The following is a 17,427-nucleotide window of genomic DNA, read 5'->3' on the forward strand; positions in this document are numbered from 1 at the left end:
GCGCCGCGCCCGCGACCCTGCACAATGACTGCCATGACCGGACACCGCTTGCCGCCGCGGCGATCGCCCAGCTGGAGGCCGAGGGCGTCGACACCGTGATCGGGACGGTCGTCAATCCCGCCGGGCTCACCCTGGCCAAGACGGTTCCGATCCGGCGGACGAACACCTTCGCCGATCCCGGTCTGGGCGCCAGCCCGTCCTGGCATGCCTTCGCCGTCGACCAAACCGGCATCGCGTTCACCGCCGAGGTCGGCGTGGTGGGGGACCAACGTCTTCGGATCGACCTGTCCGCGTTGCGCATCGTCGGCGACGGCCTGGCCTGGGCGCCGGCCGCGTTTTTCGCCCAGGACGGCACGCCCATACCCAGCTGCGCCCGCGGAACGCTGAAGCGGGTCGAGGCCGCGCTCGCCGACGCCGGCATCGACGCGGCCATCGGGCACGAGGTCGAATTCGTTCTGGTCGCCCCGGACGGGCAGCGGTTGCCGTCGACGTTGTGGGCGCAGTACGGCCTTGCCGGGGTGCTGGAGCACGAGGCGTTCGTCCGCGATGTGATCGGTTCGGCGACCCGGGCCGGCATCGCGATCGAACAGCTGCACCCCGAGTACGGCGCCAACCAGTTCGAGCTCTCGCTGGCGCCGCAACCCCCGGTGGCCGCCGCCGACCAGCTGATCTTGATGCGGCTGATCATCGGCCGCGCGGCCCGCCGGCACGGGTTCCGCATCAGCCTGTCACCCGCACCGTACGCCGGTGATGTGGGATCCGGTGCCCACCAACACTTTTCGCTGTCCATGGCGGAAGGGCCGCTGTTCTCCGGCGGCGCAGGCACGGCGGGCATGACCCCGGCGGGGGAGAACGCGGTGGCGGGCGTGATCCGCGGGCTGCCCGAGGCGCAGGGTGTGCTGTGCGGGTCGATCGTCTCCGGCCTGCGGATGCGCCCGGGCAATTGGGCCGGCGCCTACGCCTGCTGGGGGACCGAAAACCGGGAAGCCGCAGTGCGGTTCATCGTCGACGGCCCCGGCAGCCCGCGCGGCGGGAACGTCGAGGTGAAGATCGTCGATCCGTCGGCGAATCCCTACCTGGCGTCGGCGGCCATCCTCGGGCTCGCCCTGGACGGAATCAAGTCGCAGGCGGCGCTGCCTCCCGAGGTGACGGTCGACCCGGCGGCGCTGTCCGACGCCGACCGTGACCGCGACGGTGTGGTGCTGCTGACCGATTCGGCCGCAGAAGCGATTGCGGCCCTTGATGATTCGGAGCTGATGCGGCACATCCTGGGCGACCCGGTGGTCGACATGGTGGTGGCGGTGCGCCGCCTGGAGCAGGAACGCTACGGCGACCTGGACCCCACGCAACTGGCGGACCGGTTCCGCATGGCCTGGAGCCTGTGACGACGCCGCCATGGTCTCCGACACCGATGCCCTGGCCGAACACATCGGCGCCGTGTCGCTGATCGACCAGCACGTCCACGGCTGCTGGCTGACGACCGGCGGGCGGCGACGATTCGAGAACGCGCTGAACGAGGCCAACACCGAGCCGATCACCGGTTCGGGTTTCGACTCGCAGCTCGGGTTCGCCGTGCGCGCCCACTGCGCTCCCATCCTGGGGCTGCCCAGACACGCCGACCCGCAATCCTATTGGGAGCGCCGTTGCCAACTCAGCGAACACGAACTGGCGCGGCTGTTCCTGCCGGCCGCCGGGGTCAGCAACTGGTTGGTGGACACCGGAATCGGGCACGGCGTGGTCGCCGGTGTCGCCGAGATGGCCGAGCTGGCGGCCGGCCCCGCGGCCGAGCTGGTGCGTCTCGAGGAGGTCGCCGAGCAGGCGGCGCAAGCGCCGGGCGACTACGCGGCGGCGTTCGACGAGATCCTGGCCGCGCGGGCGGCCGGCGCGGCCGGCACCAAATCGATCCTGGCCTACCGGGGCGGGTTCGACGGAGACCTGAGCGAGCCGTCGGCGACCGAGGTCGCCCGGGCGGCGGCCCGGTGGCGCGAGCTCGGCGGCACCCGGTTGCGCGATCGGGTGCTGCTGCGATTCGGGCTGCACCGGGCGCTGCGGTTGGGCAAGCCGCTGCAATTGCACGTCGGGTTCGGCGATCGTGATTGCGATCTGCACAAGGCCAATCCGCTGCTGCTGCTTGACTTCCTGCACCACAGCGGAGATGTGCCGATCGTGTTGCTGCACTGCTATCCCTACGAGCGGGAGGCCGGCTACCTGGCGCAGGCCTTCAACAACGTCTACGTCGACGGCGGGTTGAGCGTGAACCACTTGGGGGCGCGGTCGCCGGCGTTCTTGGCGCGCCTGCTGGAGCTGGCGCCGTTTTCCAAGATCCTCTATTCCTCCGACGGATTCGGTCCCGCCGAACTGCATTTTTTGGGAGCGGTGCTGTGGCGCAGGGGTATTCACCGCGTGCTGCGCGAGTTCGTGGAAGCCGGTGACTGGAGCCGCACCGACGCCATCCGGGTGGTTAATCTGATCGCCCGCGAGAACGCCGCGCGCCTCTACGGCCTGGCGCCGTAACAGCCCGCCGGGCCCCGATGGGCCGGGGCCGCGCCGTGCGCCGCCGCGCGCGAATTTTCCCGATTCCGCCTGTTATTGACAACGCCGTCAGCTAGGCTGCCATCGACGAATCGGGCAACGTCACCCAACTCACGAGGAAGCAAGGAGGTTTGGGCAGATGTTGTCCCGTGCTGCCTTCTTCACGGCGGCCGTCACCGCAGTTCTCGCCGGTCCGGCCACCGTCGCGCCGCCGGCCGACTCGTCACCCGCCCGGGCCAGCTAGTCACGCCCTGCCCCAGTCTGCGCCGGGGCATCGCCGGAATGGCCAATGAGGGGTGGCCATTTTCCCGAGTCCCGGCAAGAGATCGCTCGACCAGTCCGGCCCCGCCCGGCCGACGGCCGGACTGGTCGCGATCACCGGCAATTCGCGCGGGCACACTCGTAATCGCTCAAAACCGGTCGCCGCTGGCCGCGCGCGCGTAACGTTCTACCGCACGGACGACCCGTCCCACGCCCGAGCTGGGGGTCAGACCATGTTGGCGACCATACAAACGGCAGCGACCACGCAACCGGCGGCGGCCACGCAATCGGCTTTCGACGACCGCATCGAAGGGCGCCTGGAAACCCTGCGCAAGGTGCTGACGAAGGATTCGGTCAAGAAGCTTCGGCTCGCGCCGATCAAATTCCTGTCCGCGCTGGTTTCCGACGGGGACCTGCGCAACCTCAAGTTCGACCGGAACGCCGACCCGACAGCCTCCGGCCCGCGCGAGCAGTCGATGGAAATCGACACGTCGCTGCGGCAGCCGGTGTATCGCATCAGCCGGCGGACCCGGGAAGCCATGGCCCGGGTGCAATCGAATCTGGGGCTCGACAACCAGGACACCGATTGGATGATCGACAATTACTTCATCCACGAGCTGCTGCACAACTCCCAGGGGATGTCCGGCGGCAACCACTCCGAGCTCAGCCGCCATGCCCCGCGGGTGCTGCTGGACGTGGACTACCAGGCCGACGCCCTGGCCGCGGTCACCGCGACCGCGCTCGCCTGGCTGGTGCCGCGCGAGTTCGGATTCCGGGCAAATCGGTGCGCCAACGAGAATCACTGGACGCTGTACGAGCGTGCGCTGAAAGCGATCCTGAGTCAGATGGAGATCTTCACGCTGCTCGGTTACTGGAACACGCCGCGAGCCCAGATCTCGCTGGTGGCCACCGGCCTGGAGCGGATTCTGCGAATTGCCACCTGGCACTACCAATTTCATCGGCTGAGGTCGCCGTTCAGGCCGAAGCGCCCGCTGGCCGACTTCCAAATCCTCGCCCAGCCCGTGCTGGACTTCCGGAACCTGGCGTGGGCGGCGATTTTCGAACCCAGCACGCTGTGTAAGGATTGGCCGTCGAACGAACGCGCCAACGTGGCGAAGTGGCTGAAACGAAAGTCGTTGCGGGGCCGCCTGTTTCCGTTGCACGGTCGCCCGCAGTTGGTCGTCACGGCCGCGACACCGCTGGGGACGACGCGGTTCATCCGGCACAACTCGACCGAAACCCATTACGAGGACGCCTTCGCGGGCTTCTTCGACAACGAACCCAGGCGCAGCAAGGAGTTCTTCACCACGTTGTTCATGCAACAGCAGTGGCTGCGGGGCGGGGCCGAAGCCAGCGCATTCAACTACGCCTGGTTGAACCTGCGCAAAGACCGCCAGGTCGACCTGCTCAAGGTGACCCAGGGGCTGGCGCCCGACCTCAAGCCCGAGCAGCGGGGCAAGGTGCTCGACCAGCTGATGACGCCGTCGAGATCGCAGATCCTTTCGGCGCTCTGACGTCTCGGTCAGACCAATGCTGAAGCGTCAAAGACCCAGCTAGTGTCCCCATTTGCCAAGCCCTCGAAGTGGTTCGGGGGAGCGAAGGCGACGAGGCTTTGCATGTCCCAATAGTCTTTCCAGACGGTCACTTTGCCATCGATCACCTTGTGGACGGTGACGAATCGCAGCACGCCCTGCTCGCCGGTGGCGAACGTCCATGTCTCGGAGTGCTCGTAGAGCACGTCGGAGCCGTTGGACACCAGCACGCCGGGGTGGTTCTGGTAGCCGGCCAACTGCTCGAGCCCCATCTTGAGCCGCTTGACGATGTCCTCCGGGCCACGGGCCGACAACGCCGGAACGGGCATGTCGACATACAGGCAGTCGTCGGACAGGAAGGTCTTGACCGCATCCCAATCACGCCGCGACAGGGCCTGCCACAGCCCGCGCACGACATCCTCCACCGCGATCATAGAAACCTCTGTCATAGCGGCAAATGAAACTCCGTCGGCGCGGCGGTGTCAACCGCCCGGTTCACCCGGCGGTCGGCTCATCCGGTCGGCGCTTCCGCGGCGGCCAGCGAGCGGGCCGGGCCCAGCCGCACCGGCAGCGACGACCATCCCCGCAGCACCCGGGTCTCGCGCCGGCTCCCCGCCCCCGCGGCACGCGCCTCGGGGAAGCGCTCGAAGAAGGTGCGCAGCCCTACCTCGCCCTCGGCGCGGGCCAGGGCCGCGCCCAGGCAGAAATGCCGTCCGCCGGAGAACGCGAGATGCCTTCCGGCGTTTGGCCTTTCGATGTCGAAGCGGTGCGGATCGCCGAATACCGCCGGATCGCGATTGGCGGCCGCCAGATACACCAGTACCAGATCGCCGCGGTGCAGCTGCCGGCCCGCCACTTCGACGTCGTCGAGCGCCATCCGCGCGGTCAGCTGCACCGGCGATTCCAGCCGCAGGATCTCCTCGACGGCGTTGGGCCACAACTCGGGCCGGCGCCGCAGCGTGTCGAGGTGCTCCGGCGCGTCCAGCAGCATGCGGATGCCGTTGCCGAGCAGGTTCACCGTGGTCTCGAAGCCGGCGGCCAGCACCAGCCCGGCGATCGCCGCAAGCTCGGTCTCGTCGAGATAGGTTTCGGCCGAACCGCTTTCGGCGGTCTGGATCAGCTGGCTCATCAAATTGTCGCTGGGGTTGCTGCGCAGCTGCTGCAGATGCCCGGCCAGCCAGGAGCTGAAGCCGGCGATGCCACGCTGCACGCTGCGGTATTGGCGCCACGGCAATCCGATGTCCAGGCTCGGGGCGGCCAGTTCGCCGAATTCGAGCACCCGGCTGCGGTCCTGCTCGGGGACGCCGAGGATCTCGCTGATGATCGCGACCGGGAGTTGCGAACAGTACCGTCCCACGATGTCGACGACGCCCGGCCCGCCGGTCAGCTGGTCCAACAGCTCGGCCGCGGTGCGCTCCACCCGGTCGCGCAGCGCGACGACCGCGCGGGGCGTGAACACCGCCGACACGGTCTTGCGGTAGCGGGTGTGCTCGGGCGGCTCGACGGCCAGCAACGACGGGGCGCGCAGCGGGTGCAGCAGGTCGTCGCGGGTGCGACGCTCCAGCCACCGCAACGGCGCCGGCAGGTTCGATCCGAAGACCAGCACCCGGAAGTCCTCGGAGCGCAGCAGCTCGTGGGCGAGCGCGTGGTCCGCCGTCAGATAGGCGACGCGACCCTTCACCAGCGTGCCGCGGGCCCGAGCTTCGTCGTAGAAGCGCGCCGGATCGGCGGCCACCGCCGGATCGGCGATCAACCGGGCGTGCACGTCACCGCGGCGGGCGCCCAGCGCGGCGGCGCCGCGGATGAAGCCGTGCATCGCGAACCAGTGCAAGCGTTCCTTCACCGGCCCCTCCCTCGTTCAGCCGTCGTCACCAGCGTATGCCCCGGCCGACACGAGAATCAGCACTCGGCAACGATTTTGAAGTCGGTGGTCACCACTTTGTTGGGGTTGGCGCTGTTGATGCCGTACGCGCTGCCGGTGATGGTGTATGCGTCGTTGGTGAGATCGACGTGCGCGTCGCCCACTCCGCCCTGCCAGTAGCTGCCGGTGAAGCCGTCGACGTTGCGGATCTTCACCCACTGCGGCATCACCCGGTAACCGCTGAGCAGCACCACCGCTTCGATTCCACCGTCGTGGTCGGGGATATTGATGGTCCGATACATCTGGTCCTGCCGGCAGGACGGCGGGCGGGTCGTGTGGGTGGCGCCGTCGATGGTCAGCCGGGCGGCCTTGCGCGGCACGGTCTGCGCCGCGCTGCACCCGGCGATGCCGGCTACAACGGCCGTCAGCACCAAAACGACTGTGGGCAAGCGTTTTTGCACCAGCCGAACTCCTTACTGCCGCTTCGGCATCAGCGCGGGCAACGACTTGACGATGCTACGCCGCACGAATTCCGGACTCAGACCCTTGAACACGTCGATCAGGCGAATGCTCCTGGGCACGTACCAATGCAGCCGCCGCGGATGGTGGTAGGCCCGCCACGCCACCTCGGCCACGCTGCTGGCCGGCATCAACCGCAGCATGCCCTTCTTGGGCGCGGTGGCGCGAAGCTCCTCGGCGGTCATCGGCGCGGCGCCGTCGTTGGAATGGTTGGTCGTGGTGGTGAGGATGGCGGTGTCGATCAGACCGGGCAGCACGTCGGCCACCCGCACCCCGTGCCGCTGCCACTCCACGCTCAGCGCCTCCGTCAACCCCTTGACGGCGTGCTTGGTCGACGAATAGACGGCCAGCCGCGGCATCCCGTAGGTGGCCGAGGACGACGACGTGGAGAACATCAGGCTGCCGGCCGACTTCTTGAGGTAGGGCAGCGCGCCGTACGCCCCGGTCAGTACCGCCTTGTAGTTGACGTCGACCACGCGCATCGCGGCGTCGTACGGCACGTCCTCGAACCAGCCGGATTCCCCGATGCCGGCGTTGTTCCACATCATGTCGAGCCCGCCGCCGGTGTTGCCGGCGCAGAAATCGGCCAGGGCGCCGTCCAGCGCCGCCTTGTCCGTCACATCGACGGCGCGGGTCCACAGTCGATGGTCACCCAGCTGCTGCTGCAGCGTGGCCAGGCCGTCGTCGTTGCGGTCCACGGCGCCGACCCGCCAACCCTTGGCGTGGAACAGCTTTGCGCCCTCGCGACCCATGCCGCTGCCCGCGCCGGTGATGAAGATCGATTTCACGGCGCGTCGGCCTCGACCACGTCTTTGATCCTGTTCAGCGTCTTGGTCATATCGCGGATGTTGCGGCGCTTGCGCAGAAAGCCGCCGAATACCCAGTACACCGGGAGCCAGGGCGCCGGATTGAGCCGAAACGACTCGGTCACGTCGGTGCCGCCACCGCTGGGCGCCAAGCGGTAGTGCCAGTTGTTGACCTCGCGGTCACCCAGGAGCACGGTGAAGCCGAACTCGCGACCCGGTTCGCAGGCGGTCACCTTGCACGTCGTCCAATACACCGGTCCGATCTCGTTGCGCCGGACGTGACCGCGGAATTTCGCGCCGAGGGCCGGGCCGGTCGCGCCGCCCAGCCACTCGGCCTCGAACACCTCGGGGGAGAACCGCCCCATGTTGCGCACGTCCGCGATGAGGTCCCAGATCTTGGCCGCGGGCGCCGCCATGTGCACCGTCGCCGAACCTTCCATGGGCTGATCCAAACACAGCTTGCGGCCGGCTCATAGACCTCGGCGGCGTTTGATCAGCGCGGGACCGCCGCCTGGATCAGGCCGTTGATGATCTGCTTGATGCCCTGCGCGGGGTGCGAGTACCAGCCGATCGGCAGGCCGGACTGGGCGCCGCACTTCGGCCACGGCTCCACGCCCTCTTCGGCGAAAACCCGGTTGGCCACGGCGATCTGCTGTTCGCGGGAGGCGGCCGCGGGGTTGCCGACGCCGCCGTAGCGGGCCCAGGTGGCCGGTTTGAATTGCAGTCCACCGTATTCGCCGTTTCCGGTGTTGGCGTGCCAGTTGCCACCGGATTCGCATTGAGCGATCGCGTCCCAGTTGGGCGTGGGCTCGGCGCTCACCACACCCGTGGACGAAGCCATCGACGCTGCAACGAACCCGCCGACCACTACGGACTTGACGAGAAGCTTGCAGAGATTTGTCATGTCCAGGATTTCGGCCCGTGTGGCCAAAGCGTTACCTATTCGAAAATGCCGCGAGATATGCCTTCTATCTGCGAAAACCGCCATTTCGGCAGGCGAAAACAAGGCGTTAGAAATTGGTGAGGAAAAATTAAATTATTGCTGGCAATACGACTGCGTGGCCGAGGTCAGGGCCCGTTGGTAAAGGGTGTCGAGCCGACGGTCGCCGACGACGGCGCGCCGCGCGTCGGCCAGCAGCGCCGCGCATGCCGGCGAATGCAGCAGCGGCCAATCGGCCGCCAGCGCAGTCAGCATGGTCCGGCTGAGGTCGTCGATCGCCGCCCGCGAGGCCGTCAGGTCGGGCGCGTCGGCCGGGGCCTCGCCCGGATTCAGCTTCCAGCTCGCGAACCGGCTGTATTCGATGGCCTCGGTGGCGCGGATCTGGTCGCCGAAAACCCGGGTGACGTAGTCGCGGTCGATGTTCTCGGCGGCGGCCTGGTCGCCGAGTAGGGCCAGCTGTTGGGCGACGCGTGCCGGGTCTTCGACGGCACCGTGGCTGTTCCATTTGTAGGCGGCCACCGGCTCGGCGAGCTGCAGCCGCTGGACGGCGGTGTCGACCAGCTCGGTGAGCGGATCGGCGGTGTCGGCTCGGGCCTTCGCCGCTGGCACCGCGAAGGCCCCGGCGAGGGCCCCGGTCACCAGACAGCCCGCCACGACCACACGGGCGGCCCGACCCCTGGCGCCGCGGCGCCCGGTCGGGGCCGCAACAGCACTACTGCGCCCGACGGTGTCATCGTCGAGCGCAGTAGTGGCCGCGAGCGGTCGAGGGGTTATCCGCCGCCACCCGGGGACGCGCCCAGGGTGCCCTGCAGGTCGGGCTTCATGGCGTTGAGCTGGGCTCCCCAGTACTCCCAGCTGTGCGTTCCGTTGGCGTTGAAGTTGAACACGGCGTTGTGGCCGCCGGCGCCGTTGTAGGCGTCCTGGAACTTCAGGTTGCTGCTGCGCACGAAGTTCTCCAGGAACTCGGCGGGCATGTTGGCGCCACCCAGCTCCGACGGTGTCCCGTTACCGCAGTACACCCACAGCCGGGTGTTGTGGCCGACCAGCTCGGGGATGTGCAGGCTCGGGTCGTTGCGCTGCCAGGCCGGGTCGCTGGACGGGCCCCACATGGCGTCGGCCTTGTAGCCGCCGGCGTCACCCATCGCCAGACCGATCAGCGACGGCCCCATGCCCTGGGACGGGTCGAGCAGCGCCGAGAGCGATCCGGCATAGATGAATTGGTCGGGGTGGTTGACGGCCAGGATCATCGCCGAGGATCCGGACATCGAGATGCCGACCGCGGCGCTGCCGGTGCGCTTCACACCCTTGTTCGAGGCCAGGTACGACGGCAGCTCGCTGGTCAGGAAGGTCTCCCACTTATAGGTGGAGCAACCGGCCTTGCCGCACGCGGGCTGGTACCAGTCCGCGTAGAAGCTGGACTGTCCGCCGACGGGCATGATCACCGACAGGCCGGACTGGTAGTACCACTCGAAGGCGGGGGTGTTGATGTCCCAGCCGTTGTAGTCGTCCTGCGCCCGCAGGCCGTCCAGCAGATACACCGCGGGGGAGCCGTTGCCGCCGCTCTGGAACTGGACCTTGATGTCGCGGCCCATTCCGGCGGAGGGCACCTGCAGGTACTCGACGGGCAGGCCCGGACGCGAAAACGCATTCGCGGTCGCCGCGCCGCCGGCAAGACCGATCAGGCCCGGCAGGGTTACAGCTGCCGCTGCGCCGACCAAAAGCCGGCGCCCCCAGGCCCGGACCTTCTCGCTCAGATCTGTCATACCTGCCCCTTGTCGGATGTGGTCGCATGTGATCGTGGTCTCACAGGAATTTACCGTGTGAGTCCGTCAAATGTCGATTGGGACGCGAACGAGTCTCGGTTTCGCATCTCTTTTCGTCTCGCAGGTTTTCACCTCGCAATTTCGCCGCCCGCAGCGCCGGGCGGCGACGGGTGCGGGGATACCCGGTCGGCGCCGGTCCAACCAGTTGTCCAACCGGCGTGCGGCAAAACATCCGGGTCGGCGCGGATTTCTGCGCGTTGGTCAGCGCGCCATCCGGTCGCCGGTTTCCTTTCGCGTGCAATTCGCGATCGGGGAATCGATGCACTCCGCCCTGCCATGCGACCCGTTTTCCGGTGGGTTATCAGGTGATTCGGCCACCGGTTTGTTCCCGACGGCTGACCGGGCGCTGCCGGCCTTTCGCGGACCGCGTAGGCTCTCTCGGAGCAAGCCGATGAAGACCACGCTATCCCGCGTCTGTTCCGGCTCTCACGAACCCGTGTACCAGCGGTTTCATGGTGCGCGTCAGCGTGTCTGGGAGCGGAGCGCGGGACCGATTGGGGCACAGATTTGGACACGGTACTTGGCCTGTCGGTGACACCGACCACCGTTGGGTGGGTTCTCGCTGAAGGACATGGCGCGGACGGCACCATCCTGGATCACCAGGAATTGGCGTTGCGCTCGGGCGGCGCTGTGCGTGCCGCCAGTGCCGCGGAGCAGGTGGTCGACGAGGTGTTGAGGGTCGAGGCGGCGGCGGCCGGCAGCGATCGGCGGCTGCGTGTCATCGGCGTGACCTGGAACGACGATGCGTCCGTACCGGCAGCGCTGGTGCTCGAGGCGCTGACCGACGCGGGCTTGCACAACGTGGTGCCGGTCCGGTTCCTGCAAGCCGTCGAGACGCTCGCCCAGGCCATCGCCCCCGTCATCGGGTACGAGCAGACCGCCGTCTGCGTTCTCGAGCACGACTGGACGACGGTCGTCATGGTCGACTCCCACGACGGGCAGACCCAAACCGCCACCAAGCAGGTGCGCGGCGGTTTCGACGGCCTGACCCGCTGGCTGACCGGCATGTTCGAGCGCGACGGCTGGCAGCCGGGCGGCATCGTCGTCGTCGGCGCCCACAGCGACATCGACGGCTTGTCCTGGCAACTCGAAAAGGCTTTGCCGGTACCGGTTTTCGTGCAATCAATGGCCCAGGTGACGATCGCGCGGGGCGCGGCCCTCTCGGCGGCGCGCAGCACCGAGTTCACCGACGAACAACTCGTGGCGCGCCGCAGCGAGCCGGTGACCCCGGCACCCGTCCGGCACCGGCGGTTGTCCTACGCCGGAGCCATGACCGCGCTGACCGCCGGGGCGATCTCCTTCGTCGGCTCGGTGTCGCTCGCGGTGGGCATTCACGTCGGTCCGGCGAGTGCGACCGCGTCCGCCAAGCACGCCACCCATCCGCCCGCGCCGCAGGTCGCCGAGGCGGTCAAGGCCGTCACACCGCTGCCGGCGGTACCGCAGACCAAACCGCAGACCAAGCCGCCGAGCGGGCCGGCCCCCGCGCCCGCCGGCGAACCGGCCGCTCCCGATGAACAGCCCGGCATCGGCGACGACCGGCAAATGGAGTCCGGCAACCGGCAGCCGTATCTGACCCGGGTACTCGAGCACATCCCCGGTGACACCGGTGAGCCGGCGGCCGATTCGGCGCCGCGTCCCACGCTGGACCCGCAGCCCTGATTTCACCCCCAGCGGCTCACCGGTACTCCGCCCGATCCTTGGCGTGCACCGCGGTGAACGACAGTGACACGTCGTCGGCGACCTGGACCGACCCCATCAGCAGCGAGAAGGGCTTGATGCCGTAATCGGATTGCCGGACGGTCGTTTCCACCGACAACCGCCAGGCCTCGCCGAGATCCTCTGTGCCTAGATCGATTACATGGTCTCGGGCAGCGCCCCGGATCTGTAGCTTGCCGGTCAGCCGGTACCCGTCGCCGGCGCGCTCGATGACGTCGGAGGTGTAACGAATCTCGGGAAAACGGCTGGCGTTCAAGGACTTCAAGGCATTCGACCGCACCAGCGCTTTCTCGGCCGTGGACAGCCCCTTCACGCCGCCCTCACCGCGCAGCACCTCGAACGAGTCCACCTCGACGGCCAGCTCGGCCCGCACGGGCCGCGAGCCGGCCCAGCTGACGCCGCCGCGCCACCGGGTCATCGCGATGGTGAGGCGATGGCCCATGCGCGCCGCCCGACCGCTGACACCGGTGTGCAGCAGCAGTTCACCGTCGGCAGGGCCGATGGTCCACGCGTCGTCGGATGCCACGGATCGACTGTGTCAAAGTCACACGTCAAAGTCACACGTCAAAGTCACACGTCAAAGTCACACGTCAAAGTCACACGTCAAAGTCACATGGTCAAAACGGTGCGGTAATGCGCTCGCCCGCCTTCCAGGGCGGCGTAGCCGTCGGCCGCCCGGGACAACGGCAGCTCCTCGATCCAGGCGCGCACCCCGGACAGGACCGCGAACTGCATGGTGTCCTCGACGTCCTTGGCGGTGCCGGAGGGATGACCGACGATGCTGAGGCCCGGCGTTATCAGCTGCAGGGGACTGATCGGCAGCGGCTCGGGCGTGACGCCGATGGTGACAAGCTCGCCCTGCGGCGCAAGACCGCCGACCGTGGCGGCCATGGCCTGCGAATTGCCGGCGGTGGCCAGCACCACCGCCGCGCCGCCCAACGCCCGCAGCGCGTCGGCGGGGTCTTCGGCCGTGGAGTCGATGTAGTGATGGGCGCCCAGTTTCCGGGCGTCATCGGCTTTACCGGTACCGCGGTTGATCGCGATGGTCTCGAAACCCATTGCGGCGGCGAATTGCACGCCGAGATGACCCAGGCCGCCGACCCCCAGGATCGCCACACGATCGCCGGGCAGCGCCTTGGTGTGCCGCAGGGCGTTGTAGGTGGTGACCCCGGCGCAGCCCATCGGGGCGGCTTCGGCGTCGGTGAGCTCCTCGGGGATGCGGGCCAGCGCGCTGGTCGGGACCGTCACCGATTCCGCGTATCCGCCGGGATAGTGCCAGCTGGGTACCTTCCCGTTCACGCAGTGGATGAAAAGGCCTGCGCGGCAAGGGTCGCACCGGTAGCAACACCCGCCGAACCAGCCGACCGCGACCCGCTGGCCGACCGCGAACCCTTCGACACCCTCGCCCAGCTCGGCGATCCGGCCGGCGATTTCATGCCCCGGCGTCAACGGCCACGACAGGCCGGGGAATGCACCGTTGACGAAGTGAGCGTCGGTGCCGCAGATGCCGCAGGCACCGACCGTCAGCCGTACCTCGTCCCGGCCCGGCGGCCGGGTTTCGGTGTCGACCAGTTCCAACGCTGCGCCGGCGGATTGAATCTGGACGGCTTGATGTGTTGGCATCGGTCCAGCCTAGATGGCCTTAGCCTAATGCGCGACAGGGCATTTCGACGACCCGTTGGTGTGATAGTCGACCTGCCAGTGCTTGATTCCGTTGAGCCAGCCCGACCGCAGGCGTTCGGGTTTGCCGATCGATTCGAGATCGGGCATGGCGTCGGCGATCGCGTTGAACATCAGATCGATCGTCATTCGCGCCAGGTTGGCCCCGATGCAGTAGTGTGCGCCCGTGCCGCCGAACCCGACGTGCGGGTTGGGGTCACGCAGGATGTTGAAGGTGAACGGGTCGTCGAACACGTCCTCGTCGAAATTGGCTGAGCGGTAGAACATTACGACGCGCTGACCTTTTTTGATCTTCACCCCGGACAGTTCGTAGTCTTGCAGCGCCGTCCGCTGGAACGACGTCACCGGCGTGGCCCACCGCACGATCTCGTCGGCCGCGGTGGCGGGCCGCTCCCTTTTGAAAAGCTCCCACTGGTCGGGGAAGTCGGTGAAGGCCATCATGCCTTGGGTGATGGAATTGCGGGTGGTCTCGTTGCCGGCCACGGCCAGCAGGATGACGAAGAACCCGAACTCGTCGTCGGAGAGCTTGTGGCCGTCGATGTCGGCCTGAACCAGCTTGGTGACCAGGTCCTCGCCCGGGTTCTTGGCCCGGTCGGCGGCCATCTGCATGCCGTACATGATCAGCTCGACGGAAGCGGTGATGGCGTCGTTGCTCGCGAACTCGGGGTCCTGGTCACCGACCATCTCGTTGGACCAGTGGAACAGTTTCTTGCGGTCCTCCTGCGGCACACCCATCAGACTCGCGATGGCCTGCAGCGGCAGCTCGCAGGACACCTGTTCGACGAAGTCGCCGGAACCCTCGGCGGCCGCGGCCTCGACGATGCGGCGAGCGCGCTCGCGCAGGTCGTCGCGCAGGCGCTCGACCGCGCGCGGCGTGAAGGCCCGGGAGATGATCTTGCGCAGCCGGGTGTGTTGCGGCGCATCCATGTTCAGCAGCACGAACTTGCCCCGTTCGACCTGCTCGGCGACGGTGCCGTCCTTGTAGCGGGGCAGGGCGGTCTTCTGCAGGCTGGAGAAGACGTCGCTGCGCAGCGAGACCTCCTTGACATCCTTGTGCTTGGTCACCACCCAGAAGCCGCCGTCGTCGAACCCGCCCGCGCCGATCGGCTGCTCGTTCCACCAGATCGGCGCGACGCGACGCATTTCGGCCAGTTCTTCCACCGGCAGCCGCTCGGCGTAGATGTCGGGATCGGTGAAGTCGAATCCAGGCGGCAGATTGGGGACCGGCTTGGTGGTTGGCTCGACGGTTGCCATGGGCCCGCTCCTCGAGGACGAAGTGGTCTAGTCGTCTTTGTGCAAGGAAACCACTGCCACGCCACCGTTGGGAAGCATTGGCGCAAGATCGCCGGGCGCGAATTGGAACGTGTTCTCTGTCCCGGGCGGATCCGGCCGATCGGCCCTTGTGGCGCGGGGTTCGGCGGATATGCTTTGGTGCAGGTCACCGGCGAGCACAGGCGGGGTGGAAGATGATTCGGGAACTGCTCACTGCGGTTTCGGTAGCGGGCATCGCGGTCGGCGTGGCGCCGGTTGCGGCAGCCGGATACGACGGCGACGTGCCGGGCATGAATTATCAGGCGTCCTTGGGCGCGCCGTGCGACAACTACGAGCGGTTCATCTTCGGTCGAGGGCCCAGCGGGCAGGCCGAGGCGTGCCACTTCCCGCCGCCCAACCAGTTCCCGGCGGCCACCACCGGATACTGGGTCATGTCCTACCCGCTGTACGGCGTCCAGCAGGCCGGCGCGAAGTGCCCCGGTCCGCAGGCCGCCGCGCAATCGGAGGCCGGGCTGCCCATGCTGTGCCTGGGTGACCGCGGGTGGCAGGAAGGATGGTTCACCGGGGCAGGGTTCTTCCCGCCCAGCGGATGATCGGCGCCGCCATGAGCCCGGCCCCCTGTGAGCGCAGTCGGACCGCCGAGTCCGGCAAACCGCTGGTGCCTCGCTGGCTGCGGTTCGTGCTGGCCTCGGATCGCGCCGGGTCGGCCTGGTACATCGGCACCGGCTTCTTCTTCGCGCCGGTGCTGGCGGTGCTCTCGCCCTGGCCCGTCGTCACCGCTGTGCTGTGGGGTGTCATTGCCCTGGCCGGGCTGTGGCTGGGACTGCTGGGCATCGCGATGGCCGTCGGGCTGGCCCGGATAATGCGCTCCGGGGCCGAAATCCCCGAGGACTACTGGCGCTCCCTGGTGCACTACTAGGCCCACTGTCGGCCCGTTGCCCTTACCGACGGGCCCTCCGGCGCCGGCGAGAAATGACCCCCCGACCCGTCTAGAGTTCCGTCTAGGGTCAGGGCAACGGCCCTGCGATAAGTCCTGTGACAAAAGGAGACTCGAGATGGCCTTCAACCCCAAGGATGCGGTCGACGCGGCGCGGGACATCGCGACCAACGCGGTGGAGAAAGCCTCCGACATCGTCGAGCACGCCAGCGACATCATCCGCGGCGACATCGCCGGCGGCGCCAGCGGCATCGTGCAGAACTCCATCGACATCGGCACCTACGCGGTGGACCGGACGAAGGAAGTCTTCACCGGCCGGCACGACGTCGACGACGTCGACGAGGTCTAGCCCCGTCGGTCAGACGGACGCGGCCTCGTTCAGCTCGTCCAGCCGGTTGGTCGCTTCCAGGTACTCCTGCACCCAGCGCTCGATGACGGTCGCCGTCTTCTCCACCTTGGTGAACTGCCCGACCACCTGACCGACCGGGTTGAACGCCACGTCGACCGATTCGTTCGGGTACTTGTTGGTGGCCCGCACCGCCATGCCGGAAACCATGTACTGCAACGGCATCCCGAGCGGCTTGGGGTTGCCCGGCGCCTCCCAGGCCTCGGTCCAGTCGTTGCGCAGCATGCGGGCCGGCTTCCCCGTGAACGAACGGCTGCGCACGGTGTCGCGGCTGCCCGCCTTGGCGTAGGCCGCCTGCTGGACCGGGGTGTTCGAGGACTCCTCGACCATCAGCCACTGCGAGCCGGTCCACGCGCCCTGCGCGCCCAATGCCAGGGCCGCGGCGATCTGCTGGCCGCTGCCGATGCCGCCGGCAGCCAGCACCGGCAGCGGGGCGACCTCCTTGACCACCTGCGGCCACAGCACGATCGAGCCCACCTCGCCGCAGTGCCCGCCGGCCTCGCCGCCCTGCGCGATGATGATGTCCACGCCGGCGTCGGCGTGCTTGCGCGCCTGCGAGGGGGAGCCGCACAGCGCCGCCACCTTGAGCCCGGCGTCGTGGATGTGCTTGATCATGTCGGCCGGCGGGGTGCCGAGCGCGTTGGCGATCATCTTGACCTTGGGGTGCTTGAGCGCCACCTCCACCTGGGGCGTGGCCGTCGCCTCCGTCCAGCCGAGCAGCTGCAGGCTGTCGCTGTCGCTGTCCTCGATCGGCACGCCGTGGTCGGCCAGGATCTTCTTCCCGAAGTCCAGGTGCTCCTGGGGCACCATCTTGCGCAGCGTCTCGGCCAACTCTTCGGCGGACAGGTGGGAGTCCATGCCCTCGTATTTGTTCGGGATCACGATGTCGACCCCGTACGGGTGGTCGCCGATGTTCTCGTCGATCCACTTCAGCTCGATCTCCAGCTGCTCGGGGGTGAAACCGACGGCGCCGAGCACGCCGAACCCGCCGGCCTTGCTCACCGCCACCACGACGTCGCGGCAGTGGGTGAACGCGAAGATCGGAAACTCGATACCGAGCTCATCGCAGATAGCGGTGTGCATGCCTACTCCCTGGGCGGTGGCGGAATTGAAACGTGTTCTAGTTTAGTACGGAGCGCACT

19 protein-coding genes are annotated in these 17,427 nt (G+C 67.9%); 7 read left to right on the forward strand and 12 right to left on the reverse strand.

The annotated features are described in order from the left end of the window. The first annotated feature begins 17 nt into the window (after window positions 1–17). From NF20_RS04015 to NF20_RS04025, 3 genes are all read left to right on the forward strand, one after another. A complete protein-coding gene (locus tag NF20_RS04015) occupies window positions 18–1,385 on the forward strand; it encodes a glutamine synthetase family protein (RefSeq protein WP_033712989.1) in 1,368 nt (455 codons plus the stop codon). Between the two features lie 10 nt (window positions 1,386–1,395). Then, the gene (locus tag NF20_RS04020) at window positions 1,396–2,514 is read left to right on the forward strand and encodes an amidohydrolase family protein (RefSeq protein WP_033712988.1); all 1,119 of its coding nucleotides are present in this window, start codon (window positions 1,396–1,398) and stop codon (window positions 2,512–2,514) included. A gap of 512 nt (window positions 2,515–3,026) precedes the next feature. Next, window positions 3,027–4,307 (forward strand): hypothetical protein, encoded by a 1,281-nt coding sequence (locus NF20_RS04025; RefSeq protein ID WP_023861641.1) that lies wholly within the window; start codon window positions 3,027–3,029, stop codon window positions 4,305–4,307. 8 nt (window positions 4,308–4,315) lie between these two features. On the opposite strand, the gene NF20_RS04030 is transcribed toward NF20_RS04025, so the two are convergent. The 8 genes from NF20_RS04030 to ag85B all read right to left on the reverse strand — a co-directional run bounded on the left by NF20_RS04030 (window position 4,316) and on the right by ag85B (window position 10,214). After that, entirely contained in the window at window positions 4,316–4,759 is a 444-nt protein-coding gene (locus NF20_RS04030; protein WP_019731776.1) for a nuclear transport factor 2 family protein, read from the reverse strand. Window positions 4,760–4,836: 77 nt separating this feature from the next. Beyond that, window positions 4,837–6,168: a cytochrome P450 gene (locus NF20_RS04035; RefSeq protein ID WP_033712986.1), complete on the reverse strand. Its 1,332-nt coding sequence runs from the start codon at window positions 6,166–6,168 to the stop codon at window positions 4,837–4,839. Between the two features lie 56 nt (window positions 6,169–6,224). After that, window positions 6,225–6,647 carry a lipoprotein LpqH gene (locus NF20_RS04040; protein WP_033712985.1) on the reverse strand — a complete coding sequence of 141 codons (423 nt, stop codon included), beginning with the start codon at window positions 6,645–6,647 and terminating at the stop codon, window positions 6,225–6,227. 12 nt (window positions 6,648–6,659) lie between these two features. Beyond that, window positions 6,660–7,493: an SDR family oxidoreductase gene (locus NF20_RS04045; RefSeq protein WP_023899817.1), complete on the reverse strand. Its 834-nt coding sequence runs from the start codon at window positions 7,491–7,493 to the stop codon at window positions 6,660–6,662. Continuing rightward, entirely contained in the window at window positions 7,490–7,969 is a 480-nt protein-coding gene (locus NF20_RS04050) for an SRPBCC family protein (protein WP_170924232.1), read from the reverse strand. Before NF20_RS04050 ends, NF20_RS04045 begins: the two co-directional genes overlap by 4 nt. Window positions 7,970–8,004: 35 nt before the next feature. Then, window positions 8,005–8,415, reverse strand: a complete 411-nt coding sequence (rpfC, locus tag NF20_RS04055; protein ID WP_003876574.1) for a resuscitation-promoting factor RpfC — start codon at window positions 8,413–8,415, stop codon at window positions 8,005–8,007. A 132-nt stretch (window positions 8,416–8,547) separates the two neighbouring features. Beyond that, entirely contained in the window at window positions 8,548–9,111 is a 564-nt protein-coding gene (locus NF20_RS04060; protein WP_009976935.1) for a chorismate mutase, read from the reverse strand. Between the two features lie 110 nt (window positions 9,112–9,221). After that, a complete protein-coding gene (gene ag85B / locus NF20_RS04065; RefSeq protein WP_003876576.1) occupies window positions 9,222–10,214 on the reverse strand; it encodes a diacylglycerol acyltransferase/mycolyltransferase Ag85B in 993 nt (330 codons plus the stop codon). A 567-nt stretch (window positions 10,215–10,781) separates the two neighbouring features. On the opposite strand from ag85B, the gene NF20_RS04070 reads away from it, so the two are divergent. Next, the gene (locus NF20_RS04070; RefSeq protein WP_033712984.1) at window positions 10,782–11,933 is read left to right on the forward strand and encodes a hypothetical protein; all 1,152 of its coding nucleotides are present in this window, start codon (window positions 10,782–10,784) and stop codon (window positions 11,931–11,933) included. A gap of 16 nt (window positions 11,934–11,949) precedes the next feature. On the opposite strand, the gene NF20_RS04075 is transcribed toward NF20_RS04070, so the two are convergent. The 3 genes from NF20_RS04075 to NF20_RS04085 form a co-directional block, all read right to left on the reverse strand. Continuing rightward, window positions 11,950–12,516, reverse strand: a complete 567-nt coding sequence (locus tag NF20_RS04075; protein ID WP_033712982.1) for a YceI family protein — start codon at window positions 12,514–12,516, stop codon at window positions 11,950–11,952. A gap of 83 nt (window positions 12,517–12,599) precedes the next feature. Then, on the reverse strand, window positions 12,600–13,613 hold the full coding sequence (locus tag NF20_RS04080) for an alcohol dehydrogenase (protein WP_023899814.1): 1,014 nt from the start codon (window positions 13,611–13,613) through the stop codon (window positions 12,600–12,602). 24 nt (window positions 13,614–13,637) lie between these two features. After that, window positions 13,638–14,924, reverse strand: a complete 1,287-nt coding sequence (locus tag NF20_RS04085; protein WP_011725062.1) for a cytochrome P450 — start codon at window positions 14,922–14,924, stop codon at window positions 13,638–13,640. A 212-nt stretch (window positions 14,925–15,136) separates the two neighbouring features. On the opposite strand from NF20_RS04085, the gene NF20_RS04090 reads away from it, so the two are divergent. The 3 genes from NF20_RS04090 to NF20_RS04100 all read left to right on the forward strand — a co-directional run bounded on the left by NF20_RS04090 (window position 15,137) and on the right by NF20_RS04100 (window position 16,228). Then, window positions 15,137–15,535: a hypothetical protein gene (locus NF20_RS04090; protein WP_023869200.1), complete on the forward strand. Its 399-nt coding sequence runs from the start codon at window positions 15,137–15,139 to the stop codon at window positions 15,533–15,535. An 11-nt stretch (window positions 15,536–15,546) separates the two neighbouring features. Next, the gene (locus NF20_RS04095; protein WP_044544380.1) at window positions 15,547–15,861 is read left to right on the forward strand and encodes a hypothetical protein; all 315 of its coding nucleotides are present in this window, start codon (window positions 15,547–15,549) and stop codon (window positions 15,859–15,861) included. 136 nt (window positions 15,862–15,997) lie between these two features. Next, window positions 15,998–16,228, forward strand: a complete 231-nt coding sequence (locus tag NF20_RS04100) for a hypothetical protein (protein WP_003876583.1) — start codon at window positions 15,998–16,000, stop codon at window positions 16,226–16,228. Between the two features lie 9 nt (window positions 16,229–16,237). Here NF20_RS04100 and NF20_RS04105 read toward each other — a convergent pair whose 3' ends face one another. After that, window positions 16,238–17,368 carry a nitronate monooxygenase gene (locus NF20_RS04105; protein WP_003876584.1) on the reverse strand — a complete coding sequence of 377 codons (1,131 nt, stop codon included), beginning with the start codon at window positions 17,366–17,368 and terminating at the stop codon, window positions 16,238–16,240. Between the last annotated feature and the right edge of the window lie 59 nt (window positions 17,369–17,427).

Origin of the sequence: Mycobacterium sp. MAC_080597_8934 (assembly GCF_000523975.1) — a bacterium.
Taxonomy (GTDB): Bacteria; Actinomycetota; Actinomycetes; order Mycobacteriales; family Mycobacteriaceae; genus Mycobacterium; species Mycobacterium avium.